Origin of the sequence: Nostoc sp. XA010, from assembly GCF_020829625.1 — a bacterium.
Classification (GTDB): Bacteria; Cyanobacteriota; Cyanobacteriia; order Cyanobacteriales; family Nostocaceae; genus Nostoc.
In genome coordinates this window covers 20,303-36,130 of the sequence record NZ_JAIVFX010000036.1, presented here as the reverse complement: position 1 = coordinate 36,130, position 15,828 = coordinate 20,303, and the positions used below count along the sequence as shown (strand labels likewise).

General features: G+C 43.4%; 12 protein-coding genes. 5 read left to right on the top strand and 7 right to left on the bottom strand.

Features of this window, described 5'->3' with window-relative positions; all coding sequences use genetic code 11:
• Nucleotides 1–21: 21 nt before the first annotated feature.
• From LC608_RS30235 to LC608_RS30225, 3 genes are all read right to left on the bottom strand, one after another.
• Nucleotides 22–2,892, bottom strand: a complete 2,871-nt coding sequence (locus LC608_RS30235; RefSeq protein WP_229557094.1) for an ATP-binding protein — start codon at nucleotides 2,890–2,892, stop codon at nucleotides 22–24.
• A gap of 88 nt (nucleotides 2,893–2,980) precedes the next feature.
• Nucleotides 2,981–4,090 (bottom strand): ParB/RepB/Spo0J family partition protein, encoded by a 1,110-nt coding sequence (locus LC608_RS30230; protein ID WP_229557093.1) that lies wholly within the window; start codon nucleotides 4,088–4,090, stop codon nucleotides 2,981–2,983.
• The gene (locus LC608_RS30225) at nucleotides 4,087–4,842 is read right to left on the bottom strand and encodes a ParA family protein (RefSeq protein WP_196523997.1); all 756 of its coding nucleotides are present in this window, start codon (nucleotides 4,840–4,842) and stop codon (nucleotides 4,087–4,089) included. Before LC608_RS30225 ends, LC608_RS30230 begins: the two co-directional genes overlap by 4 nt.
• A gap of 213 nt (nucleotides 4,843–5,055) precedes the next feature.
• Between LC608_RS30225 and LC608_RS30220 the strand changes: the two genes are divergently transcribed.
• Complete coding sequence (locus LC608_RS30220; RefSeq protein WP_229557092.1) at nucleotides 5,056–6,906, top strand: ABC transporter substrate-binding protein; 1,851 nt, start codon at nucleotides 5,056–5,058, stop codon at nucleotides 6,904–6,906.
• A gap of 161 nt (nucleotides 6,907–7,067) precedes the next feature.
• Here the strand turns inward: LC608_RS30220 and LC608_RS30215 are convergent, their stop codons facing one another.
• Both LC608_RS30215 and LC608_RS30210 read right to left on the bottom strand, forming a co-directional pair.
• Entirely contained in the window at nucleotides 7,068–8,600 is a 1,533-nt protein-coding gene (locus tag LC608_RS30215) for a relaxase/mobilization nuclease domain-containing protein (RefSeq protein WP_229557091.1), read from the bottom strand.
• Nucleotides 8,581–9,021, bottom strand: a complete 441-nt coding sequence (locus LC608_RS30210) for a plasmid mobilization relaxosome protein MobC (protein ID WP_229557090.1) — start codon at nucleotides 9,019–9,021, stop codon at nucleotides 8,581–8,583. Before LC608_RS30210 ends, LC608_RS30215 begins: the two co-directional genes overlap by 20 nt.
• Before the next feature lie 104 nt (nucleotides 9,022–9,125).
• Between LC608_RS30210 and LC608_RS37015 the strand changes: the two genes are divergently transcribed.
• The 4 genes from LC608_RS37015 (at nucleotide 9,126) to LC608_RS30190 (ending at nucleotide 11,338) form a co-directional block, all read left to right on the top strand.
• The gene (locus LC608_RS37015; protein WP_267871264.1) at nucleotides 9,126–9,254 is read left to right on the top strand and encodes a hypothetical protein; all 129 of its coding nucleotides are present in this window, start codon (nucleotides 9,126–9,128) and stop codon (nucleotides 9,252–9,254) included.
• Between the two features lie 395 nt (nucleotides 9,255–9,649).
• A complete protein-coding gene (locus tag LC608_RS30205; RefSeq protein ID WP_229557089.1) occupies nucleotides 9,650–10,084 on the top strand; it encodes a hypothetical protein in 435 nt (144 codons plus the stop codon).
• Nucleotides 10,085–10,147: 63 nt separating this feature from the next.
• The gene (locus LC608_RS30200; RefSeq protein ID WP_229557088.1) at nucleotides 10,148–10,576 is read left to right on the top strand and encodes a hypothetical protein; all 429 of its coding nucleotides are present in this window, start codon (nucleotides 10,148–10,150) and stop codon (nucleotides 10,574–10,576) included.
• A gap of 519 nt (nucleotides 10,577–11,095) precedes the next feature.
• On the top strand, nucleotides 11,096–11,338 hold the full coding sequence (locus LC608_RS30190) for a hypothetical protein (RefSeq protein WP_229557087.1): 243 nt from the start codon (nucleotides 11,096–11,098) through the stop codon (nucleotides 11,336–11,338).
• Here LC608_RS30190 and LC608_RS30185 read toward each other — a convergent pair.
• Both LC608_RS30185 and LC608_RS30180 read right to left on the bottom strand, forming a co-directional pair.
• Nucleotides 11,278–14,826: a PriCT-2 domain-containing protein gene (locus LC608_RS30185; protein ID WP_229557086.1), complete on the bottom strand. Its 3,549-nt coding sequence runs from the start codon at nucleotides 14,824–14,826 to the stop codon at nucleotides 11,278–11,280. The genes LC608_RS30190 and LC608_RS30185 overlap by 61 nt on opposite strands.
• A 271-nt stretch (nucleotides 14,827–15,097) precedes the next feature.
• Nucleotides 15,098–15,823 carry a hypothetical protein gene (locus tag LC608_RS30180; RefSeq protein ID WP_229557085.1) on the bottom strand — a complete coding sequence of 242 codons (726 nt, stop codon included), beginning with the start codon at nucleotides 15,821–15,823 and terminating at the stop codon, nucleotides 15,098–15,100.
• Nucleotides 15,824–15,828 lie beyond the last annotated feature (5 nt).

Here is a 15,828-nt window from a genome sequence, read left to right as displayed (position 1 = left end):
TGCCATACATTCAAGGCTTACTCAAGTGCGAATTTCACCATGTTGCCGAATATGTTCAACTAACCGCTTGGTTTCACCGCCAGCTAATTCTAGTTCCCTGAGATTACCCACCAAAATAAACAATTCCTTTGCTCTACTAACGGCAGTATTCAGCAAATTGGGTTTGCGGTTGAGGAACCAAAAACTATGCTCTTGGTGGCACTGGTAAGGAGAAAAGATAATGGCTGCTTTCTCTCCTCCCTGGAAGGTGTGAACTGTGCCAATATCATCCCAAGAAAAGTTTCGCCAACGGTTAGAGAGTCGATACTTGAGCGCGTTAGCTTGCTGCGAAAACGGCGACATCACCCCAATTGTTTTTGAGTTGTCATCCGAGTTAGTAGAGTACCCATGTTTTAGCAAGGACGCAATTATAGTTTCTACAGCATCAATTTCTTCTGGATTGGTATTATGGGTGTGGCTTCCCTCGACGTGGTAAGCCAGCAGATGCTTGACTGTTGGAGTCTGCTGATCACCTGAAAGGATTTGCAGACCACCGGGATAGTTGGGGCTGCAAAACTGAATAATGGGTGGGGTGCAACGGTAATGATTAGAGAGAATAATGCCATTGCCTAAGTCGCCTTCTGCGCCACTAGAGCCAGCAGCGCGGTGATAAGCGGTAGCTGTGTATTTAGCAGTGGGGGCATAGCGATAGTAATCTTCATTCCCCATGCCCCTATCCAGAAAGGCAGTTTTCAGATATTGCTTGATGCTATCGTCGCTCATATTAATGATTGGTTCAATTTGTTGCGGGTCGCCAGCCACTACTGCCCGTTGCGATCGCACTAGCAAGGGAAATAGTTGATGTATAAGAGTTGTACCTGCCTCATCCACCAGTGCCAGCTTAACGCTATTGGGTTGAAGAATTGGCAGCATATTACGTATTGATTGCAGGCTGGAGCTAATCACGGGGAAAATCAAGCTCAAGTCACGGAAGATAGCATCACTATCACTTTCCAGTTTGAGCAATGCCCCTCCGTCGCCCGTCAAGACGCTGCCATAAGTTGACAATGCTCTCATAACGCTATCTTTGCGTCGGAGAACTTCTTGCAATAGAAACGCCCAGGCACGTTGAAACAGTTCTACCTGTAATTGGTGGTGGTCGCGGTAAAAAAGATTGTAGAAATCCCCTTGTGGGTAACTATCGATTTGTTTTTGTATTTGTTGATAATCTGCTTGTTTTAACTCTAGTTCCTTATTTAAAGCTGTTAGTTGGGTTTGAATTTCAGTTACTCCCCGGTTAAGATTCTGCCATTGCTGTGAAAAATCTAGTTTTTGGTTAACAGAAGCCTGGGCTGTGATTAAACTAGGGCGGTCAAGGGGGGTCTGAAAGGGATGCCCTGTCGCCAAGGTGTTTAAAACAGCAGCGTTTATCCTATTTGCTAGACGCTTAAAAATTCGCTGATCCGTAGTAGCATTAAGCCAATCCAAGGCCCGTTTTGTGATGGAGTCGGACTCTTTTGCTAGTTCTCGTTCTGCCTGGGATAACGCTTCTCGTATTTGCTGGTAGGCATCAAGGGGAAAATTTGCATAATCAGACAAACTTGATAGCTGTTCAGTTAGGGCTTGTAACTCGGAAGACTTGGCAGCAATATCGTCATTGAGGGATTGGATTTCTACATCCAGTTGCGATCGCCGTTCAACATCGATAACTTTTTGAGCAGTATTCAAGCGGTCTTGCTCTATGAGTTGCTGAATTTGATTCTCTGCTTGCAGTAATTCGAGTTTGGCTTGTTGCCAAGCAGATTGATTAAATTCAGTCTGACGCAGCCAATCTTGGGTTGATTGTAGTTTGGGTAGAGTTTCCTTACGGATAATAGTTTGGTTGCCGCCGGGGAGATAAAACTGTTGAGCAGAAGAATTTATAGTCAGTCGTTGTTGGAATTTTTTAATAGTGCTGTTATTAGCGCCGACAAAAAGTATTAAATTATTTGCATCATCTTCACCGCGAACAAGCCGTAACGCCCGATTCACTACTTGCTGTGCTATGAGGTGCAGAAACACTTCTGTTTTTCCAGTACCGGGTGGCCCACAAACAGCAGTTAGTAAGTTCTCTTGGGCGTGTTTCAGGACAGACGCTTGAAATTCATCAGGTGCATGTGAAGGGAAAGCCCCCCAGAACATCACCTCATCTCTGGGTGATTGTAGCTGACCATAGAGGTACTGCATGGCTGGGTGAGTTTCAGTTAGCCAGTCAGCCTTAGAGTCAGGTTGTTGAAGTTCTTTTAGTATTTCTTGCAGGTCTTGCTTTAGGAGGGCGTTATAGGGCGTAAAGTCGCAGCGTAGCAAATAAGGTTGTTGAGAGGTTTTGTACTTTCCTTCGGGTAAATCTACCAGTTCAAGAAAGTCTCGAAGCGTTGGGAATCTTCCTTTAAAAGTGTCTTCTAAAAATTTTCCAATTCCTGAAGCAACAATCAGTGATTCGGTTTGCTCCTCCTCTAGTCCGTACAGCCGCATTAAGTTAACAACCACTGGCTGAAACTCGTACTCGGTCAAGTCCCAGCCAGTTTTGCGGTAATTACCTTTGAATATGGGTGAAATATCAATTGTAAACAGAGGCAGGTATTTCAGCCTTTGCTCTTTCCCCTTGCCGTTGATTATATAAATTTGTGGGAAAGCAACAGCCATCTGAACATCATTTTTGTTCCCTCTTTTAGCTACTTGTTGCTGTTGCTGGAATTGCGTAAATACTTCGCTATCTAAGAGTAGCTTGTTGCCAACAAGCTGCACTCCCTTATCTACTACTTTTGAATAGATATCTGAAGAACGCTCGACCTCAGCTTGAGTCAGTTCTTCTAACCTGATGTAGCCTAGCCAGGATTGTACTATCTGGATAAGTTTTTCTGACTCTAGCATGGGGACTTAAACTTAAAAAGGAACACAAGCTAAGTATAAAAAATATTTGAGCCTTTTGCCTTCTACGTCCTGGTTTTGGTATGTAGGGTTACTCAACATTTGTCAGCGTCTCCAGTTGTGCAAGTAGTTTTTCTATTTGCTTGCGCTTCTTGGGGTCTGACCAAATACGCGATTTTCTTAGTTTGGTAGTCGCAGTAGTAAAACGTTCTTTGTAATTGTTAGACTCGGTGTTTGGGGTAGAGGCTGGGCTTTTCTTCTCACTAACGCGCTGTCTAATTTCGCTTAAAGACCAGTTTTGAGCAATAGCTTGTTCTAAAAAGTCAACGCGCTCATCTAATTTCTGAATTTGGGCGATGGCTTTGGCTTTGGTGTACTCAAGTGAGCCTTCCCTTAGCGCATCAAGGATATCTTCTGGGAGCTTTAACAAGGGCAGGCGATTCTTGATGAAAGATTCCCAGGTCATTAACCCTAAGCCAAGAAACATCTCTTCAACGATTTTGAGGTCTGGGTTTAATGGCTGCGACTGATTGAGGTCGGAATCATCCGTTTCGGTTTCGCCCATAACGTTATGGGTAGATAATTCAATATCACCTTCATCGTCGCTGATAGCGTTATTGGTAGAATCATTTTCAACTTCGCCCATAACGTTATGGGTAGGTTCCTCACTATCAACAACGGGAGCGCCCATAACGTTATGGGTAACTGTAGATGCTTTGTTCTGTAGGCGTTGTAGACGATACAGTAATGGCGGTATCTCCTCAACACTTCGACCTAGTTTGAGAGACAGCAGTTGCAGGATACCTTCAGTTTCTTCAACTGGGTTGAGGTCTTCCCGAAGTAAGTTTTCTATAAGTGCAAATTGAAAAGCTGCGTTGTCGTCTAACTCTCTAATGACGACGGGGACAACTTTCAGCCCAATACTTAAGGCAGCACGATAGCGGCGTTCTCCTGCGACTAATTCGTGTTTTTCTCCATCAAGGGGGCGGACTAAAACGGGTTGGAGAATGCCATGCTGTTTGATGGATTCAGTTAACTGCTTTAATGCTTCCGAGTCAAAGTAACGACGTGGTTGATTAGGTGGCAGAGAAATCTGGTCTAATGGGATGCTCACTTGAGAATCGGCATTAATAACGCCTGTGGTGTCCCAAGGTACATCAATTTTGCTTTTAAGAGGTTGGCTTGCTTTAGTGCGTCTCATTTTAAGGATTCTAAACTAACGGCTATTTTTTTCAAGATGGCGACAGATGGGTGCTTTGGATCGTAAACTGCAAGGGGCATTCGTTCTTCTGAAGCATCAACAAAAGCAGTAGAGCGAGGAATTGGAGCAAAAACTGTTCCGGCGCTGGCTAGTTGTTCGGTGATGGCTGCTAGGGTACGAGTGTCCTGGGAGTTACGGGCATCGTATTTTGTCGGCACAAATCCGGCTATTTGCAATTTACGGTTTGGTTTATTACGTACTGTAGCAACCGTTTTTAAGAGTTCGCCTGTTCCCTCAAAGGCTTTGAAATGGGTTTCTAGGGGAACGAGAACATGGGTAGCAGCTACAAGGGAGATGTAAGACAGTAGCCCTAAGCTGGGAGGGCAATCTATTAAGATAAAATCGTAATCTGATTCAATTGGTTCGATAGCTTCTTTTAGACGGAAATCGCGCATGGAAGCACTAACCAATTGCATTTCTGCCGTGCTGAGAGAGATGTTGGCAGGGGCTAAATCCATGCCGTGAATCCCCTCATGAATTGGCAGGGGTTGTTCATCCACAATGGCATTGTTGACGGTTTGCTCTATGTCTCTTGGAACCAAGCCCATAAAAATGGTTAAGCTGGCTTGAGGGTCTATGTCGATGAGCAGGACGCGATGACCCAATTGCGCTATTTGGTAGCCCAAGTTTTGGGTAAGGGTGGTTTTGGCAACACCTCCCGCCTGATTAAAAACTGCGATGATTCGGCTCATAAGTGAGTTTGTTTACCTGTACCATTACAACCTAAAATAACGGTAAGAAGCCAATTGGCATTGTTTGTTTTTGTTTTGGGGAAATCTCACCATGCGAGCGCTCGTGGTAAGAAAGTATTAAGATTTAGGATTAGCTTCAGAGATTACACTTAAAATACACTTAATTAAGTAAAAATAATAAATAAGATTTAAGTAAATACAGTTACAGAATCTATGAGTCCAGATACTCCTCCAGATCCAATTCGGTCACTAGTTGAGCAATTACAGAAAATTCTTGATTGGGCTGTTGAGCTTTTTCTTTCTGGTAATTGGTCTACGCTAATACTATTATTTACGGTTGCTTTTATTTCATTAGCAATGCCAGGAACAGGGTTAGCTTACTCATCTCTATCTAATATTCTTCCAGAGCAGTACCCTATTTATTTTTGGAGCATAGTAGTTTTTAGCGTTAGTCTAAGTTTTTTGTTTAGGCTTGTCAATCTAAACAATGCAATATCGCGTCGGTGGCTAGTTTTCCCAGCATGGATGGTTGCTACCATTGTTCTTATTTTTGCAGTACGCATCATATTTTTATATGTAGAAAACACCCGTCCATATGAGACAGGTGATAAATTCAGTTGGGGAGAAGAATTTCTGATCTCAGACGAGTTCAGAGACTTTAATTGTCAAATTGATAATGATGCACTAGTCAGCTATAGAAAACATGACTATAAGGCTGCCGAGGAATCTTATAAAGTGTTTACAGAAAAATGTAAAAGTGATCCAGAATCGCTAATTTACCTGAACAATTCGCGGGCTTTGCAAACAAAGAATCCTATAAAAATCGGTCTTAGTGTTCCAATATCTTCAAAGAATGTATATACGTCTAAAGAAATACTAAGAGGTGTTGCTTTAGTTCAAAATGAATGGAATGCAGAAAATGAAAATAGAAAATTGTTAGTCGGTATTACTGATGATGGCTATGAAGGAGAAGATAGTAATTGTGGTAAAACTCATGATGGTGGAAAATGCAAAACAGCCGCACAAGCTGCTATAAAGTTGATAGAACAAGAAGTTTTAGGTGTTATTGGCCCTCTTGGTAGTGACGTTATTGAGGCAGCATCTAAAATTTATGAAAACGGAAAAATTGTTGCTATTTCTCCAACAAGTACCGCAGTTAGGACAAATATAAATGAGAAATGTTCAGATGATATTATTTGTCTCAATTCATATATTTTTCGTACAGCTTCTAATGATTCAATTGCAATCAAAAAGTTGATTAAGGTTATTCCCCCGGAAATTGAGAAAGTCAGCATTGTTTATGAAAGCAAAAGTAAATATAGTCGCTTATACAAAAAAAACTTTACAGAAGAATTTGAAAGAGAACAGGCTAAAGACGCTATTGTAAATCCACAGCCTGATCTTGAAAATCCTTGCAATTTTTCAAGAAGCAGAGGTTTTAAGGCAAAAGATTGCTTAGACTTTAGTAAACAAAAAAACGCTAATGCATTCTTGCTAATACCTGGTACAACAAATGTAGAAAATGCAGATAGTGTAAATAAAATCCTTGAACTCAATTACCGCTCTCAGCATCGCCTTAAATTGTTGGGTGCAGACAGTATGTACAATCAACCATTCATCACTAATAATAATAAGGAAAATGCACAAGGTCTGTTAGTTGCCGTTCCCTGGCAAAGAGACGAAAATTCATGTGAGAAAACATCTAAGCGCCTTGAATGTAAAGCTTTAGAAATTTTTGGTAACTCAAAACAAATTTCAAAAAAACTTCCCTTGCAAATAAGCTGGCGTACTGCAACAACGTATGATGCAACACAAGTACTGATCAAGGGTTTACAACAAGCATCTGAGAAAAAATGCACTTTAAAAGTTTTGGGTTTTAATATTTTCGATTACGGCGGTGCTGACTGCTTACGTAAAGAACTAAAACATATACTACAAAATATTGAAGTAGAAGGTGTATTGGAAGATGAGAAAGTGAAGTTTGATGAACAAGGCGACCGAGTTTATAATGGAAAAATTGGAGTTGTAGTTGAATTTAAAAAAGATAGATTTATATTGAGGTAAGTAGGCTCTGATTTAAGAACTCGCTGCGAATCATGCGACGAAGTGGAGTCTTCGGGGCGGGCTAATTGGACTGTTCGGCCCAACGATTGATCACGGAAGCCCGTCCCGAAGACCGCATGAGTCGAGCCTCGCGGCAACGAGTTCGGTCTGCACGGCGCGGATCACAAGCTAAAACCACGCTCCTGCTGTAAGAGCTTTTGTTGCTCCTCTCTCAAATGAGCTTCTAGTTCCTGACTCCAATCAGGATTATGGGTTTTGAGCCTTTTACCCTGTGGCAACAATTCTAATACTGCACTAGCTGCGTTATTCCCCTGCTCATCATTATTGAATGCTACGACCACCCTATTGAAACTCTTGAGAAATTCCATAGGTAGGTTATTCGGGTCATCAGCTACTATCAACATAGTTCTAGTTGGTGGTAGTCCCTTGCAACTTGAGATCAGGTAGGTGGCTGCTGACATCGCATCAATTGGTGTAGAACACAAAAAGACGTTTTCTACCTTGTCCGTTGGTTGCCCTCCCAATCTCAAATAAAACCAACCATTTTCTGTAGAGGTGTTTTGGTCGTACTCCACAGTGCGATGATTTTGTCTAGGCTTTGACCAAATTAATGCGCCAGTTTTTTCACCATCTAAATCACGCTTGATAAACAAAATATTTCGTTGCTCATCCATGTAAAGCAACTGATTATTATGTAATCCTTGCGAAATATAATCTGGTATGTAGCGTTTCTCGTTCAAATACTTGTGCAACACTTGCCAAAGAACTTTATCCTCTGGTGGTGGGGTAAACTCAGGCTGCTGTTGTTTGCGTTCAATTTCTTGAAAGAGTTTTTCTAACTGCTCAACTGGGAGTGGTTTAACAGGTTTGAGCAGCAATTCATGAATAGGTTCATCATCACGTTCTGTTTGGTAGTCAACGCCAAGATGTTTTTGCAGTCCAGGGAAAGTGTAAGCTGCACCTAACTGTGTACCACTAAAAGCCTGCCCATCTTTCTCATAAGAAATGCCTTTAGACTTACCATTCCTAGTGAATCCTGTTCTCACACTGACACTAGCTTGTTGCAGCCGCATGATCAGCGTTGGCATTTGGGGATTATCAACACTAGCCCTATCAATTGTCTGCTGAAGTTCCTCTTTAATAGTGCGTCCTGGTGGCTGCTCAAGTTTACCTAGTTCATATTCTTCTTGTTCTCGCCTTATACGCCTGATTTGCCCAGTGCTGGGTGTGCGCTGTAATTTCTCTCTACTACCTTGGACTTGCACCAAATTATAGTCAATTTCAATCTGTCGCAGGACTTTCTCAGAGCGTACATAATCCCAGGAATCATGCACTACTAGCCCCGTGTCCATCCTGATTCTGCTGGCTGCAATGTGGATGTGGTCGTCGTCAGTGTTATGGTGGCGAAAGATGGCGAATTGATTGGCATCAAAGCCCATTTCCTTCATGTAGCGGTCGCCGATTTCGCTCCACTTCTCATCATCTAATTTATCACCCTTAGCTGCTGACAATGAGACATGGTAAACAACTCGGTCTGCATCAGAATTTAGTTGTCTTGACAGCTTAAACTCTCGCGCCAATTCACGGGCATTTCTCCCGCTCATGTTGCCGCCGATTAGTTTGGCTTCATCGCGGGATTCCAAATAATCCAACAGCTTGCGAAAACCTCTGCCCTTAGTCTGCTTCCCAATCATCCTCTTCCTCTTCCGAATCTTCATCATCAACATCATCCGAGGCAATGTCTCGTCTGCACTGATGCAGCAGTTCTAAAAGTTCTCTTAGTAGTTGTGGATCAGCAGGTAAAGTTCGCCCAATCTTTAGGGCTGTGTTGGTTGCCTTTACAAGCTGGTTGAGGTTGTTGCCGATTTGTCCTAATTCCCAATATGTTTGCAAGCTAATCTTACTCAACCGTTTAGGCAATGGACGCATCAACGCATTGCGTCTCATCAGTTCACTTGCTGACATCCCCGCATCTTCTGATTTTATCCGCAGCAAGTCCAGTTCGATGTCGCTCAAACGAACTGGAAAAATATGCTTTCTGACTAGAGCTTTTGACTGCTTGCGATTTGCCATAAATCGAGAAGATTGAGGGACATTGCGAGGGGGGTTTTTCAAGGGGGGCTTCCCCACTTGAACCAGTCTGCCGTTCGAGCGCAGCGAGACAAAGCGTAAGCTTTGAGGCATGGCTGGCTTCTAGCCCAAATACGGGGGTGGGGGAGGTGTCAAGTGCTACGTGTGTACGGAGGACACAGGAGGGGGCTGAAGGCGAGAGTACTTTCGGCGTAGCCGTGCTGCTGACCATCCTACAACTTACAGGGGAGGATAGCAACGGCATAGCCGGAATTTGAATCAAATCAAGCAGGAGATAAATTCTGGTTCGGCGTAGCCACCATAGAGGAGATAAAAACGGCGTAGCTGCTATATGAAAATTCTCTTCTTTAGCGAAGCTGCCACACAATATAATAGTCCGGCGTAGCCAGAATACGAAAAAATAATTCAGCGTAGCTGTTTTAAGTAAAATTCTCTGATTCAGCGTAGCTGTAATAGTCAGATTTTTTAGCATTAGCTTGAATAAGACTACCAGCGAAGCTGCCACACTAAAAAATCTAAGGCGTAGCCGTAGTATAAAAAGGTAATTCGGCGTAGCCACAATAGCCGATTTTTTTAGCATTTTGAAAATAAATTGGTGCAAATTATTTCAAATAGTCGATAATTATCAGTTAATCAGTATTCATGAGTAACCATGAGTGAGCATCAGAATTCAGAAGTAATTACGAAGGGCAAGATTGATAAAGCCATCAATCTGCTGAAGGAGCAAAAGCCAAAAGAACGAGAGGATATATCGGATAGAGAGGCTATCAGGAAAATGAGACGGTACATTGAGAAGCTGACCTCTAACAAGTACGGCTACAGTTATGATGAAGTGTCAGAGATGCTGAAAGGTCTGGGCATCAATTTGAGTGGCAGCAGAATCAAATATTTATTGGGCGAGTTGAAGAAAAGCAGCCGTCGCCGTCATCAAGCATCTGATAACGGCGATAGTAGTACGTCAGAGAATAGGACTACTGAAAATCAGTCAGCAGTTGTTGAAAGCAGCGAAGCTGAAGAAGCACCCGTGAAGAATACAAGGGGTAAGAGTAAAAAACAACTACTTGCAGCTGAGGCAGCAACAACATAGAAACAATGGCATCCTAGTTTTAGTCTTTAATCAGGTCAAGTTAGCCACATAATAGGAATCAATATGGGAGAAGCTCAAAGGCGTAAAAAGTTAGACCCCAATTGGGGTAAATCTGAAGGATTTAAAAAGTCAGATCCCAATTGGGGTAAATCCGAAGGATTTAATCATCCCAACAAACCTAAAATCACCTACTTGACTGAATCACATCCCGATTATCAAACCGCCTCTGACATTAAAAATGCTCACTACGCTGGCAAAACTCGTGTTTACCTTGTTCGCTTAGATTATGCCGATGGTGAATATTTTGTCGGCGCAGTCAACACATTCTTAGTCGGTACTCAAATTACAGTCAACGCCATCTGGACTCCCTACCCCAACAGCCAACGCACAGGTCTAGAAATTCTAGACAGTATCCGTCGAGATATTGGTTTAAAAGCTAGAGACGAAATGTTTCAGGCCGATGCTGTTCTGATCGACTTTGAATCTGAATAAATTTTTTAGCAGTTGGGTACTGGTGATGATTCTGATTCAGCAATCAACATCGGGAAGTATGTACGGGCTAACCACTTTTCATCGTCGTCTAAGTCAGCCAAATTTTTATTACTACCGCTATTAAGACTATCTAATAGCAGGAGTAATATTTTTTCTTTCCGTAGCCCAGCCCTAGAAGCATTACAATTCTCAAAGCTTTAGTTTAATTAGACTGATGACGTTCACCTATTCTCTATACCCAGATAATTGGTCAGAAATTGCCACGGACGTTAAGCAACAAGCCCAGTGGCGTTGTCAAAAGTGCGGGTTACACTGCATACCGTAAGAGTGAAAAAACATCACATCTAACACGCTCAAAACGCAGGGTGTACACGCTACAGGTTCATCATTGGGACAGAAACCCAGCTTAGAACCACAGAGGCAACCTTATAGCTCTTTGTAGTGCTTGTCACCTTTTATACCATAGAGGAGGTAAATCAAATGTTTCATCGGGGCAGCAATATTAGTGGTAAATAAGTCATGGATGATGATACTCAAAAACTAATCGCAATTCAGCAAGAACTCTCAGGAATCAGCTCACGCCTGAGAAAGATTTTTCCGTCAACTCATCCCCAATTTGACAGTGTGTTTGAAGACGTGGGTGCAGCTGGATATTACATCCGCGAAGCTGGTTATCGTCTGGAATCAGTTCTTATGACTGTTCAAGGTGATAGCGCAGGTTCTGCGAGTGATGCAGAGAGTGGAGAAACTGAAATTGAGTAAATTTCGGTGGGCAGACAACTCAGTACAATCATCAGCAAGTCAGCCCTAACTTGGGGCGTGCAGAAATTCAAAACTCGCCGCATCGCCCTAGTACTAAAAACTTCGGCAACTTCCGCCACCCCCTCTAACAGGTGATCTGGTAATGACTCCGATTCAGCAATCAACATCGGGAAGTATGTACGGGCTAGCCACTTTTCATCATCGTCTAAGTCAGCCAAATTTTTATTACTACCGCTATTAAGACTATCTAATAGCAAGAGTAATAATTTTTTAAAGTGCTGCCAGCCCCCCCATCTCTGGGTAAATCGGCTCACCCAAGCTTGGGAGATTTCAGCAATGTTGGCGATCGCCGGTTGGGTAATTTTCTGTTTTGACTGCCAAAGTTGGGTTAGGGCATTGACTATAGCGTGGCCTGTCTGCTCACTGGCGTTACCAGCTTCTGGGCAGAGTTGGAAAGCATCAACGCTCTCTAATTTAACTCCTGGTAATTCATTTAAAAGGAAACTCAAATCATAGTCAGCGCAGAAGTAGAATGTTAGCTCCACATTGGAGCGACGATGAGCGCGTAATCGTCCAATCTCTTGGATGATTTCTGCACGGATCAGGTCTGTGAGATACTTTTGGAAAGCGCTGTTTTTATCTTCCAGGTTGACTGGTTCACCAGTCATCACCTGATATTGTGCTGCTAAAACACCGATGTTTTGGTAAGGAATGCCGAAACTTGCGATCGCATCACACTCACTAAACCTGTTAACACCACGCCCATCGACAAAGTGACCGTATTCTGTGCGGCCCTCAGCTTGGGTTGCAATCTGTTTCCAATCAATAATGCCAAGGTTGGGGCAGAGTTTTTTCAAGGTTTCTTTGAGGGCATTAACACGAGCGCTAAGTGTCAGAGAGCGATTTTTAGGCAATTTACCCAGCCCCGTAACGTTGACCACTTTTAAATTGCCGTAGTCTGGGCGTTGTTGCTCAATGACTAACACAGGATCATTGATGCCCAGTTTCAATTTCAAATCCTGGGATTTGAAAGTGGCATCAAGGTAAATATTAAATTTGGCAGAGTGGGCCAATTCAGTATGCTTGGGATTTCGGCGGTAAATGCTGAGTACACCCCATTGAGATTGGAAACTACCATCACCCTTCCAAGCTTCGAGAAAGTCAGGCAACCAGTAATTAGGCAAGTCAAGAAACTCCCTGCCTGCCGTTCGTGCGCTGTCTTTAACTACCTTTTTGGCAGCATAACGAGCCGCAGAGCTTTTTTTGAGTTGTTTATCTTGGGTAATATCAATTGAGTCCAAGTCTTCTAAGAAAGTTAAATCAGGTTCTGAGGCTTGACCAATTGCTTCGATATCTAAGCCTGTGGGGAAAGGGGGCAGCAGCGCTCGGATGCTGGCATCATCAAACCCGTAGCGGTCAGTGGATTTAAGTTGTTGAGTAAACAGTTGGTGTAAAACTTTTAGTGCAGGTTGCAGCTGTGATAGAAGATTTGGTTCTAACAGTAACAACTTGCCGACGGTAGTTTCAAAATCGCCAAGGTTCACATCAACCGAGCGCACAGGCTTTATAAGTGTGCCAGCTTCTTCCCATAACCGCCCAACAGTGAAAGTTTGGTCAGCAGCGTTAGTTAACGTAACTGGTGTAGAGTCTGGGTGCGCTCTGAGTTCGGAATAATTTTGAATAACTGTGCGCTTTTGAAAGCGGAAGCCAAAACCGTCACCACTGGAGAAACGGCACTGATTTTTAAGGGAACAACCGCCACAGATGGGGCTGATGCCGCTCTCTTCAAAATCAAGGCTGCTAAAATTCTTGTTGCGGAAGGCATTAAATAAGTAAGTTCTGTGACAATTGCCGTCAGTGTCGGCAGTCTCACCCGCTTTAGTCCACAGTTTAAAGTCTTCACCAAGGGGAGTTTTGCGCGTAGGATCTAGTTTAAAGCCGTTGTGACGCACTGGCAGATCAACGAAATTCGTCTCAATGGGCAGTGTGGACGGGTTTCTGTGGTTGGCATCCTGGTAAATTAGTTTATCAACGCCAAATAGGGCCGCCGTCAGTTGCCCCGCGTTGTAAGACTTGCCGAGTCCTGGATGGGAATTATCTAAGATTTGTGTCCAGCCCTTGGATACGGCCTCTACCCATGCGGTGATATGTTCTTCTGGCTGGCAGGAGATAGAGATATTGCCTGTAACTTCAGTTATGTACGGGATATTGCCGGGCTTGTAAATAATTACATTGGGCGAAGGCGTGTCAATTTCGGGTAAGGGCTTTGGTGTTGGTGGGGCAAAAAATCCTTTAAATATCGAAGAAAATGGAGCGATCGCTTGCTTCAATAAATTTTGGAAGCTGCTCAAGTCCTCTCTAACTCGCCCAAGCTCCCACTGTTCACGGCTAATTACTCCTTGGTCGCCGAGGTTATATTCATACTGCCGTTTAGGGAACCGAAAGCCATACTGTTTGGCAATGTGAAACAGTGTACCGATTGAGATTCCCCCACGCCTAAAACTGCGAATCTTAGCGTGGATGTTCCAAGTTGAACCCTTGATGCTGGGCGACCACTGCTCGGCTATAATTTCCGCATCCGTTGCCCCATAATGGTTAACCAGTGCCATCAACACCTGACGGCATTCGTCATAGTTGCCGCTTCCTGGGGTGCGCGGTGGAATGAATGAAAGCGCGTTCTGGATTAGCTGGTCAATGTCCCAGCCTTCATTGAGGGAAATCTCACGCCACTCTTTACGCCGTGACTCAATTTCTTGAATTCTTAGCTGATACTCAATACGCTCAATTTGCGCGATCGCTATCGCTTCACTTATCCATTCTGCTGGTAAAGTGGCTTCAGGGTTGACCAGGGGAAATTCGGCCTCTGTGCTGCCGTAGAAAACACGACTTGCATCTTTACAAGCTGGGTCATGGGGCAACTGCTGCATGAGGAAGCGTGTACAAGCTTCTACAGTATCAGCGCCTTGGACATATTCGGGCAGAAGGAAAACCAACCGGAATTTATGCCACTCTGGTTTATGACTGGCAGTAGTGTAAATTAAAGCACAGTGTTTTTTAATGAAGGGATGGGCTAGGGCTTCTTCTATGGTTAACTGGTGCTTGTAAACTTTGATATGATTTCCATTCTCGTCCTTAATTGGCTTGTCATAAGCATCACGGGCGACATCGGAATTATCAATATCGAGTAGTAGCCACTGAGAACCGATGATATTGGCCTTACTGCGCCATTTGCCGTTTAACAGTCCGGCACAGATGGCATGGCCTGCTTTAATATGTTCCTGGACATCGGCTAGAGTGCCGAATACATCAATGAAGTTGCCGGCCAGCTTCTTAAAGTCCCAGTCTTTGTTTTTTCCAGTTGCGTTAAACGCAAACTTGATTATGCGACTCTCAATCAACTCAAGTTTTGTCTTTACAGCAGAAAAAGTTTCTGATTCAGCTGCTTCTTGTGCTGATACTAAGTGATTAAATTGTTGTAATGGTGACATGATAACTATTCCTCCAGTTTGTGTGTTGGAGGAATTGGAGCTATCCCGAAAGTAATCTTATATACAAACGTTCAGAAATATAAGAACAAAATTACATAAAATTCCTGAAACGTTGTTTACATCTGGTGAGCCAGTGTTACATTGGCTTTACACCGAATCATGTACGATAAAATTACTGTTAGGGATATTAATTAGGCTTGCGACCCGATAACCCCAATTCCGTTTGAAAACCCTGCTGTCCTACCGGGACGCGGGGTTTTCGTTGTTTTGCCTATGAGTACTTGGCTAAAGTCGCCTTGACAAACTCGATTACTTCCTCCTGTTGAATAACAAATGCAGTACCTTTTCTTCTAAGAGCCAGAATTTTCATACTTCCAACTTCAGAATAAAGATGTGGATTGTGATCAATAGCCGCCTTGGTGGGAGGCCATAAGACCAAAACTTTTGCTGAGGGCGTTTTTGTAGCTTCACGGGAAGACATTGCAAACAAGTCTCTGTTCTTGCTTAACCACTTCTCGTAATCTGCTAACTCAAGCAGTGGGCAAGGGTTCCACACTTTTAGTCCATGTTTGTCTTTCCTCTTGATCTGCAAAACCTCTCTGGCTTCGTTGTAGACAATCTCCTTATCTCCTATTGAGCGAATGGAGATAAACAGGTGAATTTTTCGCTCAAATCTCACAAACAAGTCAATCGGGTTCTTATCCTCTGGCTTAAGCACCGGAAAGATTTGTATCCCCTTGCTTTTAAACTCATTCAAAAGTACATCTGTTAATTTTTCCAACCGCGCCAGTTTTTGAGTTGCTACCAATGGCTTGTAAGCCAATCCAAAAAGAACCCAGCCAAATGGATGAACTATGCCTCCTGTAGCCAGCGCAGCACCACCAGCCGCTAGAGCTTGAGTGGACGCATAGTCTTTCGCCTCCCTAAGCATCTCTAATGCCGATTCGTTGTGCGGCGGGAGTTGAAAATCGCTTGGTGGGTCTTTCAGGGTCAACATTATAC

Coding starts and splice junctions, on each gene's coding strand:
- LC608_RS30235 (WP_229557094.1), bottom strand. CDS start 2,892: ATGCTAGAGTCAGAAAAACTTATCCAGATAGTACAATCCTGGCTAGGC.
- LC608_RS30230 (WP_229557093.1), bottom strand. CDS start 4,090: ATGAGACGCACTAAAGCAAGCCAACCTCTTAAAAGCAAAATTGATGTA.
- LC608_RS30225 (WP_196523997.1), bottom strand. CDS start 4,842: ATGAGCCGAATCATCGCAGTTTTTAATCAGGCGGGAGGTGTTGCCAAA.
- LC608_RS30220 (WP_229557092.1), top strand. CDS start 5,056: ATGAGTCCAGATACTCCTCCAGATCCAATTCGGTCACTAGTTGAGCAA.
- LC608_RS30215 (WP_229557091.1), bottom strand. CDS start 8,600: ATGATTGGGAAGCAGACTAAGGGCAGAGGTTTTCGCAAGCTGTTGGAT.
- LC608_RS30205 (WP_229557089.1), top strand. CDS start 9,650: ATGAGTGAGCATCAGAATTCAGAAGTAATTACGAAGGGCAAGATTGAT.
- LC608_RS30200 (WP_229557088.1), top strand. CDS start 10,148: ATGGGAGAAGCTCAAAGGCGTAAAAAGTTAGACCCCAATTGGGGTAAA.
- LC608_RS30190 (WP_229557087.1), top strand. CDS start 11,096: ATGGATGATGATACTCAAAAACTAATCGCAATTCAGCAAGAACTCTCA.
- LC608_RS30185 (WP_229557086.1), bottom strand. CDS start 14,826: ATGTCACCATTACAACAATTTAATCACTTAGTATCAGCACAAGAAGCA.
- LC608_RS30180 (WP_229557085.1), bottom strand. CDS start 15,823: ATGTTGACCCTGAAAGACCCACCAAGCGATTTTCAACTCCCGCCGCAC.